Annotated in this window: 15 protein-coding genes; 14 read left to right on the top strand and 1 reads right to left on the bottom strand. The window is 62.1% G+C overall.

Features of this window, described 5'->3' with window-relative positions; all coding sequences use genetic code 11:
* The 3 genes from VKF82_12135 to queA form a co-directional block, all read left to right on the top strand.
* Positions 1–415, top strand: a 415-nt coding sequence (locus VKF82_12135) for a GNAT family N-acetyltransferase (protein ID HME82803.1), incomplete at its 5' end; no start/stop codon positions are given.
* 32 nt (positions 416–447) lie between these two features.
* Positions 448–1,824, top strand: coding sequence for an alkaline phosphatase family protein (locus tag VKF82_12130; GenBank protein HME82802.1), 1,377 nt, complete (start codon positions 448–450; stop codon positions 1,822–1,824).
* Between the two features lie 7 nt (positions 1,825–1,831).
* Positions 1,832–2,911 (top strand): tRNA preQ1(34) S-adenosylmethionine ribosyltransferase-isomerase QueA, encoded by a 1,080-nt coding sequence (gene queA, locus VKF82_12125; GenBank protein ID HME82801.1) that lies wholly within the window; start codon positions 1,832–1,834, stop codon positions 2,909–2,911.
* Here the strand turns inward: queA and VKF82_12120 are convergent.
* Positions 2,877–4,619: an NFACT RNA binding domain-containing protein gene (locus VKF82_12120; protein ID HME82800.1), complete on the bottom strand. Its 1,743-nt coding sequence runs from the start codon at positions 4,617–4,619 to the stop codon at positions 2,877–2,879. The genes queA and VKF82_12120 overlap by 35 nt on opposite strands.
* Between VKF82_12120 and gmk the strand changes: the two genes are divergently transcribed.
* The 11 genes from gmk to VKF82_12065 form a co-directional block, all read left to right on the top strand.
* A complete protein-coding gene (gene gmk, locus VKF82_12115) occupies positions 4,618–5,229 on the top strand; it encodes a guanylate kinase (GenBank protein HME82799.1) in 612 nt (203 codons plus the stop codon). The genes VKF82_12120 and gmk overlap by 2 nt on opposite strands.
* A 13-nt stretch (positions 5,230–5,242) precedes the next feature.
* Positions 5,243–7,072, top strand: coding sequence for a glutamine--fructose-6-phosphate transaminase (isomerizing) (gene glmS / locus VKF82_12110; protein ID HME82798.1), 1,830 nt, complete (start codon positions 5,243–5,245; stop codon positions 7,070–7,072).
* A 2,494-nt stretch (positions 7,073–9,566) separates the two neighbouring features.
* Positions 9,567–10,331 (top strand): alpha/beta hydrolase, encoded by a 765-nt coding sequence (locus VKF82_12105; GenBank protein HME82797.1) that lies wholly within the window; start codon positions 9,567–9,569, stop codon positions 10,329–10,331.
* Positions 10,332–10,336: 5 nt separating this feature from the next.
* Positions 10,337–10,708, top strand: a complete 372-nt coding sequence (locus VKF82_12100; GenBank protein HME82796.1) for a DUF6130 family protein — start codon at positions 10,337–10,339, stop codon at positions 10,706–10,708.
* A 238-nt stretch (positions 10,709–10,946) separates the two neighbouring features.
* Positions 10,947–11,396: a VOC family protein gene (locus tag VKF82_12095; protein ID HME82795.1), complete on the top strand. Its 450-nt coding sequence runs from the start codon at positions 10,947–10,949 to the stop codon at positions 11,394–11,396.
* Positions 11,397–11,633: 237 nt separating this feature from the next.
* Entirely contained in the window at positions 11,634–12,218 is a 585-nt protein-coding gene (locus tag VKF82_12090) for a DNA-3-methyladenine glycosylase (protein ID HME82794.1), read from the top strand.
* A gap of 1,717 nt (positions 12,219–13,935) precedes the next feature.
* Positions 13,936–14,694 (top strand): ribonuclease PH, encoded by a 759-nt coding sequence (rph, locus tag VKF82_12085; protein ID HME82793.1) that lies wholly within the window; start codon positions 13,936–13,938, stop codon positions 14,692–14,694.
* Positions 14,691–15,014, top strand: a complete 324-nt coding sequence (locus VKF82_12080; protein ID HME82792.1) for a hypothetical protein — start codon at positions 14,691–14,693, stop codon at positions 15,012–15,014. The genes rph and VKF82_12080 overlap by 4 nt, the downstream gene beginning before the upstream one ends.
* Positions 15,011–15,778 carry an ABC transporter permease gene (locus VKF82_12075; protein ID HME82791.1) on the top strand — a complete coding sequence of 256 codons (768 nt, stop codon included), beginning with the start codon at positions 15,011–15,013 and terminating at the stop codon, positions 15,776–15,778. The genes VKF82_12080 and VKF82_12075 overlap by 4 nt, the downstream gene beginning before the upstream one ends.
* Positions 15,779–15,788: 10 nt before the next feature.
* The gene (locus VKF82_12070) at positions 15,789–16,595 is read left to right on the top strand and encodes an ATP-binding cassette domain-containing protein (GenBank protein ID HME82790.1); all 807 of its coding nucleotides are present in this window, start codon (positions 15,789–15,791) and stop codon (positions 16,593–16,595) included.
* Positions 16,576–17,384, top strand: an 809-nt coding sequence (locus VKF82_12065) for an MlaD family protein (protein ID HME82789.1), incomplete at its 3' end; no start/stop codon positions are given. The genes VKF82_12070 and VKF82_12065, both read left to right, overlap by 20 nt.

Genomic DNA, 17,384 nt, shown 5'->3' with positions numbered 1-17,384 from the left:
CCCGGGGCTCCAGTCGCCGCCCGGCGGCGTCGAAGATGCGTACGTCGTGGCGCACATCCGCCGCATGGCTGCGGACTTGCATCGCGGCGGCTACGCCGGCGGCCAGTGGATGATGGTCGCAAATGGCGAGGTCGTGGGACTATGCGGCTTCAAGGCGCCCCCATCCGTTGATGGCGAGGTCGAGATCGGCTACAGCGTGGCGGAAAGCCGTCGACGACGCGGATATGCGAGCGCAGCAGTCGGAGCCGTCATCTCGGCAGCGCGCAGCGACCAGGCGATACGCACGCTGATCGCAGTGACGGCGGCGAATAACCTAGCGTCTCACCGCGTGCTTGAGCGGAACGGATTCAAGCGTGCCGGGGCAGGCGTGGCTCCCGCCGAGGGAGAGGAGATCCTGTGGCGAAGACCTGTGTGACCATCGTTTTAACGCCGCAAAGGAAGGCCTCTATGCCAAGAGTCTTTCGCTTCATTGCATCAGCTTTGGTCGTGATGTTCGGATTCTCGCAAGCCGTGCCATCGGCGACCAATGCCTCTCCCCCCAACGTGTACCAATGTGACGGCCCCTGTCACGGACGTCCGGTCCCCACGTTTCCCGCGCAAAAAATCCAGCACGTCATCGTCATCGTCCAGGAGAACCGCACTCCGGACAATCTGTTCCAGGGTCTTCCAGGCGCCGACATCGCGAGCAGCGGCCTGAACTCGAAGGGCGTCACGGTGACCCTGGTACCAAGGCCGCTGGCCGGCCATTACGATCTCGACCACAGTCATGCCGGTTTCCTGACCGAGTACGCCGGCGGCGCGATGAACGGTTGGGACCTCGAGAAGATGACCTGCGCTGGAACGTGCAAGCCCCTCACCGCCTTCGCGTATGTGCCCAAATCAGAGACCAAACCGTATTTCACGATGGCCTCCACGTACACGTTCGGCGATAAGACGTTCCAAGACAATCAAGGCCCGAGTTTCCCCGCGCACCAGTTCATCATCGCCGGCACGTCGACGGACAAAGTCGGCAGCCCGCTGCTTGCCGCCGAGAACCTCTTCTATCACACCGGCACGTGGGTGACGGGCGCTAATTGCGGCGGATCGCCACTGAACAAAGTCACGATGATCGACCCGACGACCGGGGCTGAGACCGCGACGCGGCCGCCATGCTTCGAGCACCCGACGATCATGGATCTGCTCGACGCCAAGAGCATTTCGTGGCGCTACTACAACTCGGTCAGCGGCGGCTACTGGTCGGGACCCGATGCGATCAAGCACATGCGCTTCGGACCGCAGTGGAAGAACGTCATCGTTCCGGAGACGACTATACTCACGGACATCAAAGCCGGCACGCTGGCACAAGTCTCGTGGGTGATCCCATCTCCAGCCGAGTCCGATCACGCGGTCTCGAACAACGGCTCCGGACCGGCGTGGGTCGCGTCCATCGTCAACGCGGTCGGCAAGAGCAAGTACTGGGGAAGCACCGCGATCTTCATCACCTGGGACGACTGGGGAGGCTGGTTCGATCACGTCAAGCCGGTCATCTACAACAAGTATGAAGTAGGCTTCCGCGTGCCGTTGATCGTCGTCTCTCCGTACGCGAAACTCGCATACGTTTCGCACGTGCAGCACGAGCAAGCGAGCATCTTGCACTTCATCGAGACGAACTTCGGGCTCGGCACGCTCGGCTACGCCGATGAGCGCGCCGACAACTTGGCGGATTGCTTCAATTTCTCGCAATCCCCCACGCCCTACGCGTACATCCCGACACCTGGCTGGACCGCAGCCGAGCTGGCCAAGGCCGCCGGACCCTCGAACGTTCCGCCGGACGACGACTTCTAGGCACGGAGTGTCTCGCGCCGAACCGAACAGCGCGCTCTTCGAGACTAGGCGCTACGACTACGAATTGCCCAGCGAGCTCATCGCGCAATCCCCGGCTGGACGGCGCGATGAGTCGCGGCTTCTCGTGATAGACGGCGCCGCTGTCGCCCACCGCCGTTTTAGCGATCTCCCGGCGCTCGTCAGGCCCTCCGATCTGTTCGTCGTCAACGACACGCGCGTCATGCGCGCGCGTTTTCGGCCGCAGCGGCGCGGCGGCGGCAAAGCCGAAGTCCTGTTGCTGCACCCGACCGCGAACGCCGACGACACGTGGGAGGCGCTCGCCCGCCCGGGCCAGCGCGTGCGCGTCGGCGATCGCTTGAGCTTGAGTCCGCAGCACGGCATCGAGATCACCGGGCGCACCGAGTCCGGCACTCGCATCGTGCGTTTTTACGGCATCGACGCCGACGGTGCGATGGAGCGCTACGGCCTCGTGCCGCTCCCGCCGTACATCACCGCGCCGCCGCCCGATGCGGGCGAGCGCTACCAGACGGTCTACGCCACGCACGCGGGCTCGGTCGCCGCGCCCACCGCCGGATTGCACTTCACCCCCGAGCTCATCGCCGCGCTGCGCGAGCGCGGTGCGGACTGGGCGGCCGTGACGCTGGATGTCGGTGCGGGCACGTTTCGGCCGGTGAAGGCCGCGGACATCCGCGAGCATCCGATGCACGCCGAACGCTATTCGATACCGGCTGAAACGGCAGACGCGATAGCCCGTACGAAGGCCAAGGGTGGCCGCGTCATCGCGGTCGGCACGACGAGCGTGCGCAGTCTTGAAGATGCCGCCTCGCACAGCGCGGATGGGAGCGTCGCGGCGGGGTCACGCTGGACGGACCTTTTAATCTATCCTGGCTTTCGATTCCGCATCGTCGATGCGCTGATCACCAATTTCCATCTGCCCCGCTCGACGTTGCTCATGCTCGTCTGCGCGTTCGCCGGCACCGGCGCGACACTGGATGCATACGCGGAAGCGGTGCGCGAACGCTACCGTTTCTACTCGTTCGGCGACGCGATGTTCATCGCCGCTCGGGCGTCACCAGAATCGTCTTGAAGTCGGTGTACCAGACCAACCCGGTCGCGCCTTTGCCCTGACGGCGCACGTGTTTGCGCTGCGTGTAGTCCACGTCGACTTTCGCGGCGTCCGCCGCGCGGCTCGCTCCGGCGGCGAGCGCCGCTGCGCGGGCGATCTGCTCATCGGTCGGCGTCTCTCCCGCGTGTGCGAGTTTGAGGATGACGTGCGCCCCTGGTATGCCGCGGGCGTGGAACCACAGATCCTCCGGCCGCGCAACCGAGAAGGTGAGCCGCTCGTTGTCCCTGGGCGATCGCCCGACAAACGCGACCGCCCCGTCGCCTAACTCCACGTATGTAGTAGCGCGCTCTCGGAGCGCGCCTTTTTGCTTTCCGCGCGCGCTCGCAGAACGCGCTGCTACGCGAGGTGGGATCGCCGCCGCAACCTCGTCATAGGTCGTCGCGCGCAGCGAAGGATCCGCGTCGGCACGGTCCAGCTCCCACAGCAGGTGCTCCCAATAGGGTTTCATCGCCCCTATGCGTTCCAACCGTGCGGCGACCCTAGGCAACCCGCTGCGCGCCTTCTTGTAGCGTTTGAAATACTCAGCGGCGTTCTGCTTGGCGGTCAGCAGCGGGTTCAGCGCTATCCTCGTGCCGTCCGGGGCGACGAGCACGGACGCCTCGGGAGCGACCGCGCTGAGGTTGGCGTAGATCGCATCGCCGCTCGCGCGCAGGTCCTCCGCCGCGACGCCCCGCTGTTGTGCAGCGCGCAAGCTTTCCATTTCCTCGTCACAGCGCTTGAGCATGCGCTCGAGCCGTTTGCGCAGCGAAGCGCTCGCCGGCGCGATGCGCGCCCGCTCGCCGCGCTCGATCTCAGCCGCGCACAGCTCGTCGAGGCTTGCCGCGCGGCTCATATCGCCCTCGGGCCAACGCAGCGGCACGAGATGGCAGGCTACGACCTGGCCGCCGCGACGATAGACGTACAGCGGCGACTCAAGATCCGTCGCGGCGCGAGCCACCTGCTCGCGCATCGTCGTCCAGCGCTCGAGCAGCAGCTCGCCCGCCTTCACGCCCACGGTCGGCGCAAGGTCCAGCTCCGCGATCAGGCTGCGCGCAAGCGGAGGCGTGCATGCCGGATCAAATTCTCCCATCAGCCGGACGATCGCACGCAATTGCGGCTCAGGAGAAGCAAGCGCCGCCGCGACCCGCTCCAGCAACGTCGCACGATCGCACGCAGTTACGCGCGCTGGTGGCGGCGCATACGGCTCGCCCACGACGATGGCGCGCGACGCACCATCGGACGCGAATTGGCGAGCAGCCGCGAGGATGGACCAGCCGCCGGCGCCGATCGGGCGCAGGACGAGCGCATTTGGTTTACGGGGCTCGAGCTCGAGCACAAGACGATGTTTCGCAGGCACGCCGAACGCTGACCGGGAACTCGTGTCGACGTTGAGTATGCGGTCATCAGGTACGGCTTGGACGGCCTCGACGACGCTCCCGCGCAGCAGCGGGGCGACGCCGCCGGCCCAACCGCCAGGACCGCTTTCGTTTGTCTGATCGCGTCGCTCGATCGCTGCCGCCAGCGGGTGATCTGGGTCGAAGGCCGCCCGCAGCTCGAGGTGCGCGCGCCGGCGATAGCACGCGAGCGAGAGGCCCCGCTCGACCGTGCGCAGATCGGTCACGCGAGCGCCGGCCAGCATGCCGTCCAGCTCGCGCGCGAGCCGCGCGACCAGCCAGCTATCGAGCGTCATGAAGGAGATCGCTGACACGTCCAGCCGCAAGCCGGTGTTGTTGATCGTCTCGGGCCCGTCGGGCTCGGGCAAGGACAGCGTCATCGCTGCCTTGCGCACGCTTGAGCCCGAGGTCGGCTACTGCGTGTCGACCACGACGCGCGCTCCGCGACCAGGCGAGCTCGAAGGCGTGCACTACCATTTCGTCCCGCGCGAGCAGTTCGAGAAGATGGCCAAGAACGACGAGTTCCTCGAAACGCGCGAGTATGCGGGCAATCTGTACGGCACGCCCAAGGCGTTCGTCGACGAGACGCTGCGTTCCGGTCGCGATCTCGTGATGAAGCCCGAAGTGAACGGCGCCATGCGCATCAAGCAGTTGTATCCCGACGCCGTGTTGGTCTTCCTCACCGTCCGCTCCGAGGACGAACTGCAGCGCCGCCTGGAGGTCCGCAACGCCGATGGCCCGGGCGACATCGCCGCCCGGCTGGAAACCGCCCGGCTCGAGGCGAAGGCTATCAAAGACTACGATTACTTGATCGTCAATGACGAGTTCGACGTCGCGGTGGCGCAGTTGCGCGCCATCTTGACGGCAGAAGCTCTCAAAGTCTGGCGCTCGAACGAGCTTGGGTGAGGAACGATAACCAATGTGCGGCATCGTCGGATACATCGGGCCACGCAACGTCGTCGGCGTGCTCATGGAAGGCTTGCATCGCCTTGAATACCGTGGCTACGATTCCGCCGGCATAGCCATGATCGACGGTGGCGTAGTCGTCGGCGAGAAACGCGTCGGCAAACTCGCCAACTTAGAGGAAGCGCTCAAACAGCATCCGCTCAAAGGCTCGGTCGGCATCGGCCACACGCGCTGGGCGACGCACGGCCGCCCCAGCGACAGCAACGCCCACCCGCACCTGGACTGCAGCGGGCGCATCGCCGTCATCCATAATGGCATCATCGAGAATTACGCGCCCTTACGCACCGCGCTTCTAAGTCGCGGTCACACGTTTGCCAGCGATACCGACACGGAAGTCGTCGCGCATCTGATCGAAGAGCGCTACCAAGGCGACTTGGCGGCGGCCGTCCGCTCCGTGCTCGGTGAGGTGCACGGCGCATACGCGCTGGGCGTGCTCTCGTCCGACGCCCCCGACGAGATCGTGTTCGCGCGCAACGGCGCGTCGCCGCTCGTGGTCGGTCTCGGCCAAGGCGAGACCTTCGTCGCCTCCGACACGCCCGCAATCATGGAGTACACGCGCAAGCAGCTGGTGATCCACGAGGGCGAAGTCGTCGTCGTCACGCGCGAAGGGGCGGAGATCTCGACCTTCGCCGGCGAGCCGGTCGAGCGCGAGGTCACCCGCATCGCCTGGGACGTGCGCGCCGCCGAAAAGGGCGGCTTCAAGCATTTCATGCTCAAGGAGATCTACGAGCAGCCCAAGGCCGTGCGCGACACGCTGGCCGGACGCATCCGCGATGATGGCAGCATCGATCTTTCCGATGCGAAATTGGCGGACGAGCAGTTGCGCAAGGTCGAAAAAGTGACGATGTTTGCATGCGGCTCAGCCTACTACGCGGCGATGTACGGCATGTATCTGATCCGCGAGCTCGCGCGGCTGCCGGTCGAACTGGAGCTGGCCTCCGAATTCCGTTACTCGCATCCCGTCGTCGAAGGAGGCACACTTGCGATCGCGATCTCCCAGAGCGGCGAGACCGCGGATGTCTTGGAGGCCGTCAAGGTCGCGAAGGCCGGAGGCGCGACCCTGCTCGGCGTCTGCAACCGCGTCGGGTCAGCGCTGTCGCGCCATGCTGACGCGACGCTGTACACGCACGCCGGGCCAGAGATCGGCGTCGCCGCGAGTAAGACCTTCACCGCACAATGCGCGGCCATTGCGCTCTTCGCGCTTCATTTGGCGCAGATCAGAGGCTCGATGGATCCGGCAGAGCTGCGCGAGATCATCACTGCTCTACGCGACGTGCCGGCGCTCGTCGATCAGGCGCTCAACAGCGACGAGGAGATCCTGCCGGTCGCGCGCCGCTATGCGAAGTCCAAAACGGTCCTGTTCTTGGGGCGTCACGTCAACTATCCGATCGCGCTCGAGGGCGCCCTCAAGCTCAAAGAGATCTCATACATCCATGCTGAGGGCTACGCGGCCGGCGAGATGAAGCACGGGCCGATCGCGCTGCTCGACGAAGCCGTGCCGGTCGTCGGCATCGCCACCAGAAGTCCGATCGAGGAGAAGGTGCTCAGCAATCTTTCTGAGGCCAAGGCGCGTGAGAGCCGCATCATCGCGGTCGCTAATCCTGGCGACGATGCTGTGTTGGAGATCGCCGACGTCATATTGCGCGTGCCGCAGACGCACCATCTGATCGCGCCGATTGTCAACGTCGTGCCGCTGCAGCTATTCGCGTACCATGTCGCCGACCGCAAAGGCTGCGACGTCGATCAGCCGCGCAACCTCGCGAAAACCGTCACGGTGGAGTGACAGGCCGCAACTAGCCAACAAACACATGAGTATGGAACGGGTACCTGAAGAATTCCGCAAGGGGTCCGAGAACGCGAAGAAGATGGCACAGGTAACCAAGAGATTTTTCCGGCAGCACGCGGCGCAGGTGATCGACAACTCCTGTCCATGAAATCCAAGGCGGCGCCACCGGGAGTTGAAACTAAGTGATTAGGATTGCAGTTCTCATTGGCGCTATACTCGCGCTTACTGGGTGCGCTAGCTCTCGGGTGAGCGAAGACCCTCGAAGTTTCGCTAATGAGCTTCTTAACACAGCATTTGTAAGAGGTGATGCGCAATCTGCCTTTCAGATGATCGCCGAGGACCAGCGCACGCCGTCAGCGATGTCTAACTTGCAAGAAATGATTCGGCGCTTTCAGGATCTGTGTGGAATTCCGATATCAGAAGCGCTGACGGGAACTGCACCAAGAGCCCTTGACTGACGACCCCTCGTACGCTTCGGTATGCCGAGGTCAGAACCGGAAGATTGCGGCGCTAGTGTAGTATCCCCACGCGAAGTGAAGGGGTTAATAAGGAATACCCCAACAATCGGCCACCCCCACATGGCGCTAATCCGAACGTCCGGTGGCCCTCGCAACGTCCGGCGGGTCCGGACGCTAGCAGGTCGCCTTAGCGGACCTTCGGAAGCCGCAGCAAATGCTCGTTTCACTAGTCTTCGGGGTATTGGCGTTTGCATTGGCGGCGTTTGCCGTATACATACTTACGACGCCCCGACCCGAACCCGTCAAACGTTCCTGGTGGCTGTGGTGGGCCTTCTGTCTTGGGGCCTTGGTTTCTTCGTTCGGTGCTTCGTTTCGACACCAACTCGGAGCAGAGTGGGAGGCTATTTTCGGCCTGGGCGGGCTTGCCTTGATGCTTGGAGCCCTCGTTTTTCTTTCCAACTACCGGAGGATGTACGGCTGACGTGCTCGCGACCCGACGAGCGCTGGTCGAATCGATTTCGTGCACGAATCGGTTACCGACACAAAGCCCGGCGGGTTTGGAGCCAGACACGACGTGGACATCATAAGTAAATACCGGGTCGCTCTGTTCATGTCTCCGGAGGGGTTGCTGCTGGCACTTCACGCGATATTCTCACGAAAGCAAACCACCAACACCCCAGGAATCAGCCACCCCTGGTTGGCGCTATTGTGCGTTCGCCAAACGTCCGGTGCCATTACGGGCCTCCGCGAACGTCCGGTGATTTGCAGCGATAATGGGATCGTACCGCGTCTGGACACCGTAAATCACCAGTAGATTACGGCGGATCCTGGGGCAGACCGGACGTTCACCGTGCGGTTGTTTTTGCCATGTAATAGAGTGGCGGCTACGCACGGTGCGAGTGGTGAGAACGTCCGGTCAAGTACCGCTCCGCTTGGCGCGTGAGAATCTCAGTACCGCGGCAAGCGGACGATCACGAACAGTGCCACCACGACGGCTACTAGAAGTAGAACAATGGCTAGGTTTTTCAGCTGCATTTCGACGCTTCGCCGATCCACGCGCCACAAGCGGCGGGTCTCTGGAACGAAGCGCCTCAACAATCGAGCAGCATATATCAGGGACAGGGTGGCGATTACTAGCCCAATGACCGCCCATCCCCATAGGTCCCTTGTGGGCGGTTGCGCTGTGAAAAAAAGCAGGGAACAGCTGGCGCTAACCGCGCAGATGGCTAGTGTAAAGACCAGTCGTGCGCTGAAGCTAAGTAGGAAATGACTATAATCCCCCGGTGCTCCTCTATCGACCTCTGAAAGGAAATCGTCGATGAACGGATCACCGATCGGGTCAGGTTGTGGGATCCACCAGGTATGGCTGCGCCACTCGCGGCTATCAAATACGCCCTCCGTCGGGGCACGGGGTCTAGGCGTCGGTATGGCGGTTCCTTCGAAGCGATTCCCGGAAGGAAGCCGCAAGACCGGATAGTTGGCCTCCCGTAGTAGTTGGAAGGCTTCGAGGATTGGGCGGAACCCATCGTTTGCTTTCTGATACGCAGCGCTGCCGGGCGGCAGCCCCAGTCTGTCCGGGTGCCGCTCAAGCGCCAGCTCCTTGAAGCGGGTCTTCACGATTGCTGGCGTTGAACTTGTTGGATCTAAACCCAAGGTGGTATAAGCAGCAAACCAGTCCCGCGCTTCCCCCCTCCCGATCGTGCCCATGTCGTGAAACGTCCGGTCCAATTGGCGACCGCGCAAACGTCCGGTTAACGTGCTTATGCACCTGGTCTACTGGTTGTTTACGGTTGATTTACCGGCTGCACCGCGCGATGCCTCGCGCGTTGAAGAAGGCGTCGTCGCCTTCGACGTCGCACGAAACCGCGAGCGTCCCGAATCAGTTCGCGCTCTGGGAAGTCTATAGGGATCTAGCGGCTCTCGACGCGCACGTGGCCTCAACGCACTTCCAGCGGCTCATCATCCGGGGTGCACCACCGCTGGCGAAAGAACGCCATGGAGATATACTTCTTCCGACTTGAGGAGATAGCGGAATGCCGGTACGAATCTCTGCACTCACGTGGTTTGCGCTAGTCGCGGTTGCGTTTGCCGCAGCGGATCCGCCCGCGCGCGCCGCTGGAGGCGTGAAGAACATCGTCATCGTCCACGGCGCGTGGGCGGATGGCTCGAGCTTTGCCAAAGTCATTCCGCTGCTGCAAGCGCAGGGCTACACAGTCACCGCGGTGCAAAACCCGTTGACGTCGCTTGACGACGACGTCGCCGCCACGAAGCGCGTCCTCGATCTGCAAAACGGTCCCGTGCTGCTCGTCGGCCATTCCTGGGGCGGCATGGTGATCACGCAAGCGGGCACCAATCCGAAGGTGGTCGGCTTGATGTACGTCGACGCCTTTTCGCCCGACGTCGGGCAATCAGCCAACGATCTCGGACAAGGGTACCCAGCTCCGCCGGGATTGAAATCGATCAGCGCATCGAATGGATTCCTCTGGCTGTCGCAAGCGGGTGTCGAGCAATTCTTCGTGCCGGAGGTGCCAAAGAGCGAAGCGGATGTGGTGTGGTCGACGCAAGGCCCGCTGGCGGCTTCGAGTTTAGGTGCCAAGGTGACGGCTGCGGCGTGGAAGACAAAGCCATCGTGGTGCATCGTCGGGCGCCGCGATCAAATGATCGACCCCGGTCTCGAGCGTGCGATGGCCAAGAGGATCAACGCGACCGTGCTCGAGCTCGATGCGGGTCACGTTCCGATGCTCTCGCAGCCACAAAAGGTGGCCGATTTCATCGCGAGCGCGGCAAAAGGATTGTAGCCGCGATGTTGAGCGTGCGAGATGTGCGCGGCCCGGCCGCGATCCAGCCGGTCAACGACGAACCGCCCGCCAAGATCCATGTCGATCCGCCGTTGGCAGAATCGCTCAAAGGCGGGCGGGTTGTCATCCAATACTACGCGGAGAAGCTGTGGAACGCGCCCGTCTTCGGACCCGCGGCGGTTGAGATCTCTCCTCGCGTTGGGCATCTCCACGTGACCGTTGACGATGCACCATGGCGCTGGCTGGATACCAGCAACGAGCCGATCATCATCAACGGGCTTCCGCTGGGGCCGCACAAAGTACTGATCCAACTTGTGAATGCGATCCACTTGCCGCTCGACCGGGCGGTGGTGGAATTCACGATCCCGCCGCACTGATCCGCATGGCGCGCTCCATCGGTGAGCTGCCCAAAGCCGTCCGCTCTCTGTACGCTTCCCACAACGCAAGCGCGTTTCAGTTCTCCTGGCCTCTAGCAACCTCAAAGGCAATCACGCCCGCATTCGCACCGCTCTGGCTTGCGATCGGCGCCACCTCCGCATGCGCTGCTGGAGTGCTGCGCGGATGGCTGCGTCAAACGTTGATATAAATGCTCTCTATCCGAATCGGAGGTCGTCAATGAACAAAGTACAAGTCGAGCGGAAGAGCTATGAGATGCCGCCGCACGAGGGATTTACCGTAACACATTTTCTCACCGTCGCCGACATCGACCGTTCGGCTCGATTCTACGAAGCGGTCTTCGGAGGTCGCATTCTGACCAGAGGCGACAGCAGTGGCGCGTCCGGGCACATCCAGATCGCGAACACGTGGCTCATCGTCAACATCGGGGGCGGTCCGACACCCGACAAACCATCGGTAACGCTCAGCGTCCCCGCCAACCCTGATTCAGTCAGCAGCTTTATGAACATACGCGTTGCGGATATTCAAGCGTGCTATGAACTATGGCGAAATCGGGGCGCCGAGTTCATCACGGAGCCAAAGGACAAGTATGGCGAGACGCGCTGCTACATCCGCGATCCTGACGGTTATATTATAGAAGTTGGGCAAAGCAGGCCGGGCATCACTTAGAGAGAGTTCATTGCGTGACGAACGTATCAGGGGACGGCAAACGCAGAGAGTGGGAGTCAACCACTCCGAAGTCTTCGACACCGCGGTCCGGCGCCTGCTATGTCAGGGGTGGCTAGGGAGCAAGGCGCTCCGGCGTGGACGCTGCTCTCAAAATGAGGATAGGGACTTAGAGGGCCATGGACTCAGAACGAGAGACTCTCGTTGTCACCGATGGGAAGCCGTACTAATGGAGCCGCGATGATCAGACGGCTTCGCAGGACCGATCTACCGATCGACACGATCGAGCTCGCACGCTTCTTAATCGGAAAAATGTTGGTGCATGATCTTCGCGGGCAGCGCACGAGCGGCCGCATTGTGGAGACCGAAGCCTATCCGGTCGGCGATGCGGCGGGGCACGCGTTCCGGGGTAAAACGGGAAGAAATGCGCCTCTATATTTGGCACGCGGTCACGCATACGTGTATTTCGTATACGGCATCTATTATTGCCTGAACGTTTCGAGCGAGCGACTCGGCATCGGTGCGGGCGTGTTAGTTCGCGCGCTCGAACCATTCGAAGGAATCGACCGTATGAAGGAGCGCCGCCGCTCTTCGTCAGTACGAGATCTCGCGCGTGGCCCAGGACGTCTCGCCCTGGCAATGGCGATCGATTTGCGTTACAACGGGGTGGACTTGTGTAAGGATCCTTCGTTGTGGCTTGGCGTGTCTGATCCCGAATACCGCGCCGTCGTGTCAGCGACTACCCGAATCGGCTTGAGCCGCGGGCGAGGCCGGCCTTGGCGCTTCTACGAGCGCGGCAGCATGTTCGTAAGCGGTCCGCGGTAGGGTGGTCTTAATGAGTGGAATCGATTTCGGAAGGCCACCGTCCTTCTGGGTCCCTGTAAGAGAAGAAACGCATGGGAGCGGGCAACGCGTCGCCGATAAGAGCTGAGAGCTTTGCGTTTAGCTCATTCTCAGTGAATGTCGTGAATCCGCAGCCGGTGTGATTGAAGCATGATCTCCGTCGTTCGAGGACATGGTTGGAAACGATTAGCTCAGCGAGAACATCTTCTGTTACCGCTGGTCCGCCGGTTCGAATAACGTCGATATCGGCGCGCGGCAGACCCAAGATTTATGGCCTAAACCTATCCTAGGGGTTGCGATGCAGCCGATCCCCGACGTAAAATGGGTCCATTGATCAGAAGAGGGTGAACTCATGAAAGCGCATCTATCTACTGCAACGATGGCTGCCGCCATTCTTCTAGGCGCGTCGTCGATGTTAGCCCCGACGAATGCGATGGCCTCGCCTCCTTCTACAACATACTCACAAAGATGGGGCACGCTAAGAAACTAAGATACATTGTCTTCGCGGGTAGACCGACTCTTACGCAAAATGAGATCTTTAAGGATCGGAAGACGGTTAAAGACATCATCAAGCCAATAAAAAGGTTCGCCGATAGGGTTATCGCACACAAGGAACGCGGCTGGCTCACGATTACACCACCAACATTCAATGAAGTGGAAACTTGTATGAACGGTTTACAACCCGTACTATTCAAGTACATGAATCTGCTATTGGGAGCAGGTTCAACAGCCAATGGCGGCTTAAAGGCGGAGTGGGACTCAATTTTCACATACAAGTGGTTTGAGCAAATTACCGGACGTTCGCGGCTTTTCGGGTAACGCCGATTGATGCACCGGACGTTTTATCACTCGCAGAACAGCGCCAATGCTGAACCGGACAGCTACAGATGAAGACACAGCGGCGCATTGCGACCTTTATCATTGCCTTTGGTGGGGTGCTGATTCTCGCGGCTATGATTAGTTCGCGCTTTGATCCGACCACCGATGTGGTAAATAGCATGGTTAGTCGGGAACTCCCTATCGGATCAACTGAGCAAGCGGCCAGCGCTTTCTTGAATCGGCATCACTTCAGGGAGAGCTGGCCTGGAGCGAACCCGGACGTCGCGCCAACGCCGCATATTGGTCCTCATGGTCTGGAGATATGGGGCCAGGTGGAATATAGGACCTACTTGTGGCTTCTGCCCCAGCGAACCGGCGTGATTCTTCAATTTTCGCCAACCGGTCACCTAATAAGTTCTAAGATTGAGGCGGTCGGAACTGCCCCTTAGGCGTCAGCACCGGACGTTCGCACCGTTCCCACGGTGGTGCGTACGCAGGACCATTGCACCGGGAAAAACATCCGTAAATAGCCAGCCTATTGCCGTTGGATCACCATAGACCCGGACGCGTTAACCGTACGGTGACCGATCTGGAAATCGATTTTGGTTACCAGGCCACCGGACGTTTGCCGACCCACCGGACGTTTCGAATAGCGCCAGGAGGGGTGGCCGATTCTGACCCCATTCCCTATTAACCCCACGCGAAGTGAAGGGTCGTTATCACACACCGAGGTACCGGCTCTGCCGCGCTTGGATGAAACCGTCTTATCTGGGCTCCAATTGGCCCCAACCATCTTCCGGCCGCATGAGCGTAGGGGCCAGGCAAACCTCGCTGAGGGGTGGGAACTCGAAAGGTTCCGGCCAATACTGGCCGTGTCTTCATGCGCACCGACGGACGAGCAGACGATCAACCGCGGCCCTTTACGGTCGCGCTCAACTACCTGCGCTTCGCAGAGGGTTCGGCGCTGGTCGAGATCGGCAATACGCGCGTGTTGTGCGCGGCCACGGTAGAAGACCGGGCGCCGCTATTCCTCAAAGGCCAGGGCACCGGCTGGGTGACGGCAGAGTACGCGCTCTTGCCACGCTCTACCGCCGAACGCACGCAGCGCGAAGCCGTCAAGGGTCGGCTCGGCGGGCGCACGCATGAAATCCAGCGCATCATCGGGCGCAGTTTGCGCTCGGTCGTCGATCTGCGCGCGCTCGGTGAGCGCACGATCCTCCTCGACTGCGATGTCCTCGAAGCCGACGGCGGGACGCGCACCGCGGCGATCACCGGCGCATTCATGGCCCTCGTTCTTGCTCTGGTCCACCTTCGCCAGGCCAACAAGCTGCGCGGCTGGCCGTTGACCGATTGGCTCGCCGCCACATCCGTCGGGTTGGTGGACGGCCGCCCGATGCTCGACCTGTGTTATGAAGAAGATGCGCGGGCGCAAGTGGACATGAACGTGGCGATGACGGGCGATGGCAGATTCGTCGAGATCCAAGGGACCGGCGAGGGCATGCCGTTCGCCCGCGCGGAGCTGGATCGTCTGCTCGCGCTCGCGGGCAAAGGCGTGACGGCGCTCATCGAGAGCCAGCGCGACGTCCTCAAACCGTTCGAATTGCCGGCGTTCGGCAAGAGCGCCAAGGCCGCATCGTGAGCGACCTCGACGGCCTGCTCGCGCTGATCGACGAATTCCACATCACCGACCGCGCGCTCACAAAAGCACGCGAACGCGTGCGCCGCGGCGAAGGGCCCGCGGCAATCGAGGCGCTCGCTCGCGCCGCCGCCAAGTATTTCGGCGATATGGCGGACGAATCACAGGAGCACCTCGCGCAGATCGACCGCAAGCTCGACGACCTGTATCAGCGCCAGTACAATTTGCAAGCTGAGCGCGCGGTCGCGCAGCGCAGGCAAAGCGCGGCAAAGCGCGTGCTCGATCTGCTCGACGAATCGGTCAACCGCGGCCTCGCGCAATGATCCAGCGCGTCATCCTCGATCCGTTCTATCGCTTCTTCGGATATGCCGGCGGCGTCACCATGATGCTCGGCGACGCGCTGCGCTATGCCGTGACGCTGCAGATACGGCCGAGCGAAGTGTTGCGCCAGGCGTACTTCCTCGGCGTGGAGTCCTGGCCGATCATCGTGCTGACGTCGCTGTTCACCGGCGCGGTCATCTCATTGGAGACGGCCAAGGCCGCCGTCCAGAACGGTTTCACCGAATACGTCGGCAGCAGCGTCGCCTACGGCACGTTCCGCGAACTCGGTCCACTGCTCACCGCCGTTGTCTTCGCAGGCCGAGCCGGCGCGGCCATCGCGGCCTCGCTCGGGGCGATGAAAGTCACCGAGCAGATCGAAGCGTTTCAATCGATGGGTGTGAGCCCCGTGAAAGTGCTGGTCACACCGCGCCTCATCGCGTGCATCTTTACGGTGCCGCTGCTGACCGTCTTCGCCGACATCATCGGCATCAGCGCCGGCTACTACATGGCGCACTGGGTCGCCGGCATTCCGCAATACACGTATTTCCACTCGGTCCAACGTGGGACCGACCCGAGCGATTTCTACAACGGCCTTATCAAGGCGGCGGTCTTCGGCGCGATCGTGGCGATCATCGCCTGCTACGAGGGCTTTCGCGCGGAAGGCGGCGCCGACGGAGTGGGGCGGGCCACGACGAATGCGGTGGTCACCGCCGTGATTCTCACCTTCGCGTTCAACTTCGGGCTCTCGTACGTGCTCTTCCGATGATGGAACTGCGATGAGCGGGCTCAATCTCGCGCAAGGCCTGTTCGCCGGGCCGCCGCTGCCGGCCGACGATATCGCCATTCGGCTCGACCGCGTCGCGCTCAAGTACGATGAGAAGATCGTGCTGTCGGATTGCTCGGTCGACTGCAAGCGCGGCCAGGTGACCGGCATCATCGGACTGTCCGGGGCCGGCAAGTCCACCATTTTGCGCGTCATCAACGGTTTGCGGCACGCGGATGCGGGCGCGGTCTACATCGACGGCGAGAACATCACCGGCTGGAACGAACACGAGCTGATCGAGATGCGCAAGAAGATGGGGTTCGCGTTCCAGTACTCCGCTCTGTTCGACTCGATGACCATCGCCGAAAACGTGGCCTATCCGCTGTGGGAGCACACCCGCATGACCAAGGCCGAGATCGACCGCCGGGTGTCCGAAACGCTTGAGGCCCTCGGCCTGTCAGATGTGGAGAACAGCCTGCCCGGCGAGCTGTCCGGGGGCATGCAAAAACGGGCGGGGTTCGCGCGCGCAATCGTGAATGACCCGGAAATCATCCTCTTCGACGAGCCGACTTCGGGGCTGGATCCGATCATGACGCACATCATCGTCACCACGATCAAGAGCATCCAGGAGCGCCTCAAGGCCACCTCGGTGGTGGTCTCGCACGACCTGCGTTCGATCTACGCGCTCTCGGACACGGTCGCGATGCTGTTCGAAGGCACGATCATCGAGTCGGGTACGGTCAACGAGATCCGGCGCTCGCCCAACCCGATCGTCCAGCAGTTCCTACAGGGGAGCGAACTTGGCCCGATCCCGCTCTAGCCAGCGCGGCGCAAGCCCATCAGCGCAGCAGATCCGGGTCGGCATCTTCACGCTGCTCGGCCTGGTGGCCGCATTTCTCGTATTCGTGTACATCAGCGACATCGGTCAGCGCGCGCGCGGCTATCCGATCGCGATCCACTTCAAAGATGTCGGTGGCTTGCAAGAGGGCGCCTCGGTCGTCGTCTCCGGCGTCGCCGTCGGCGACGTCACCCGCATCCGGCTCTTGCCGGACCAGACCGTGCTCGCCGAAGCCGCGATCAACAAAGGCGCGCGCATCTACCGCGAATCGACGTTCACCGTCGAGAGCACGCTCACCGGGCAATCGACGCTGTCCATCAAACCGCCGCTCGACCTCGCGCATGCCACCGTGCTGCAAGCGGGCATCCCGGAAAATCCGGACGACGCGCCCTGGGGCGTGCTGCCGCCGACGATCGGCGATCTCGTGAGCGAGAGCCAAGTCCAGCTCAAGAGCCTGGAGAAGACCATCGCGATGCTCAACGTCGAGATGCCGCAGATCGCGCATCGCTTCAACGACGTCGCCGCGCACACCGATCATCTCATCACGAACGCTGACGCGAACTTCACGGCGTTCTCCGCATCGCTCAACGTCACGATGGCCCAGCTCAATCGCGTGATCAACCTCAGCGGCAACAACATCGTCGATCTCACCGGCAACCTCAATGCGCTGGTGGGCAACAACTCGCAGCGCATCCAGCAGCTCGTCGATGCGCTCTCCGACACGGCCAAGAACCTCAACACGACGATGGCCAACTTCGCGGCGATCACCGG

It is taken from the genome of Candidatus Eremiobacteraceae bacterium (genome assembly GCA_035314825.1).
Classification (GTDB): domain Bacteria; phylum Vulcanimicrobiota; class Vulcanimicrobiia; order Eremiobacterales; family Eremiobacteraceae; genus JAFAHD01.
The sequence above is the reverse complement of the archived record's forward strand: the minus strand, read 5'-3'. Positions and strand labels throughout refer to the sequence as shown.